Genomic DNA, 1,655 nt, shown 5'->3' with positions numbered 1-1,655 from the left:
GAGAAAGCTCTCAGGTTCCGTGACAGAGGGGGCATCGGGATCGATGGCGCGGGGCAGCGGTTCCGTGGCGGCGTTCCACCCTCGTGACGGACATGGATGATGAGCGACACGCTTCCCGACGACGAACTCGAACCGATCGAGATCCTGACGCTGCCGCTCGACGCCTGGCACCGCGCCAAGGGCGGGCGGATGGTCGAATTCGCCGGCTATCACATGCCCGTCCAGTACGACGGCATCATGGCCGAGCATCTGTGGACGCGCGAGCATGCCGGGCTGTTCGACGTCAGCCACATGGGCCAGCTGACCTTCACGGGCGAGGGCGTGGTCCCCGCGCTGGAGGCGCTGATGCCCGCCGACATCGCCGGGCTGACGCTGAACCGCGCGCGCTATTCGCTGCTGCTGGACGACGCGGGCGGGATCCTCGACGACCTGATGCTGACGCGCCAGGCGGACGAACAGGTCTATATGGTCGTCAACGGCGCGACCAAATACGACGATATCGGCCACATGATCGAGCGGCTGCCCGACGAGGTGACGCTGAACCTGATGGAGGATCACGCGCTGCTGGCGGTGCAGGGGCCGAAGGCGGTCGACGCGCTGGCGCGGCTGATCCCCGGTGTCGAGAACATGGTGTTCATGCAGGCGGGCGCGTTCGACTGGAACGGCCACCCGCTGTGGATTAGCCGCTCGGGCTATACCGGCGAGGACGGGTTCGAGATGTCGGTTTCCGGCGACGCGGCGGAGGCGCTGGCCGATGCGCTGGTCGCGCAGCCGGAGGTGAAGCCGATCGGGCTGGGCGCACGCGATTCGCTGCGACTGGAGGCGGGGCTGCCGCTCTACGGCCATGACCTTGATCCCACGACCACTCCGGTGATGGCCGACCTGGGTTTCGCGCTGTTCAAGCGTCGCCGCGAAACCGCCGACTTCCCCGGCGCCGCGCGCATCCTGGCCGAGCGCGAGGCGGGTGCCGAAACCAAGCGCGTCGGCTTGCTGGTCGACGGCCGCCAGCCGGTGCGCGAGGGCGCGACGGTGGTCGATGCCGCCGGCACCGCGATCGGCCGCGTCACCTCCGGCGGGTTCGCGCCCAGCGTCGGCGCGCCGATCGCGATGGCCTATGTCCCCGCCGCGCTGGCCACGCCGGGCACGGTCGTCCAGCTTTCGCAGCGCGGGAAGGTCCACCAGGCGACCGTCACCGCGATGCCGTTCGTTCCCCACCGCTACTTCCGAGGAGTGAAGTAAGATGAGCCGTTATTTCACCGAGGATCATGAGTGGATCGACGTCGATGGCGACATCGGCACGGTCGGCATTTCCGATTATGCGCAAGGCCAGCTGGGCGACATCGTGTTCGTCGAGGTGCCCGACGACGGCCGCCAGATCGCCAAGGGCGACGAGGCCGCGGTCGTGGAAAGCGTGAAGGCCGCCTCCGACGTCTATGCGCCGGTGTCGGGCATCGTGCTGGAAGGCAATCCGGCACTGGTCGACGACCCCTCGCTGGTCAATTCCGACCCGGAAGGGGAGGGCTGGTTCTTCAAGATCACGCTGTCCGACACGGCCGAACTGGACGAGCTGATGGACGAAACCGCCTACGCCGCCTTCGTCGCCAAGCTCTGACGACAAGAAGCCCCCTCCCCGCCGGGAGGGGGCTTCTTGTCGT

2 protein-coding genes are annotated in these 1,655 nt (G+C 67.9%); both read left to right on the top strand.

The features are described 5' to 3' along the window. Positions 1-99 precede the first annotated feature (99 nt). Positions 100-1,239: a glycine cleavage system aminomethyltransferase GcvT gene (gene gcvT, locus AX685_RS01065; protein WP_066484468.1), complete on the top strand. Its 1,140-nt coding sequence runs from the start codon at positions 100-102 to the stop codon at positions 1,237-1,239. Position 1,240: 1 nt separating this feature from the next. After that, positions 1,241-1,612, top strand: coding sequence for a glycine cleavage system protein GcvH (gene gcvH / locus AX685_RS01060; protein ID WP_066484465.1), 372 nt, complete (start codon positions 1,241-1,243; stop codon positions 1,610-1,612). Positions 1,613-1,655: the final 43 nt, after the last annotated feature.

This window comes from Sphingomonas sp. CCH9-F2 (assembly GCF_001556735.1).
Lineage (GTDB): Bacteria > Pseudomonadota > Alphaproteobacteria > Sphingomonadales > Sphingomonadaceae > Sphingomonas > Sphingomonas ginsenosidimutans.
This window is presented reverse-complemented; position numbering and strand designations above follow the sequence as displayed.

Coding starts and splice junctions, on each gene's coding strand:
- gcvT (WP_066484468.1), top strand. CDS start 100: ATGAGCGACACGCTTCCCGACGACGAACTCGAACCGATCGAGATCCTG.
- gcvH (WP_066484465.1), top strand. CDS start 1,241: ATGAGCCGTTATTTCACCGAGGATCATGAGTGGATCGACGTCGATGGC.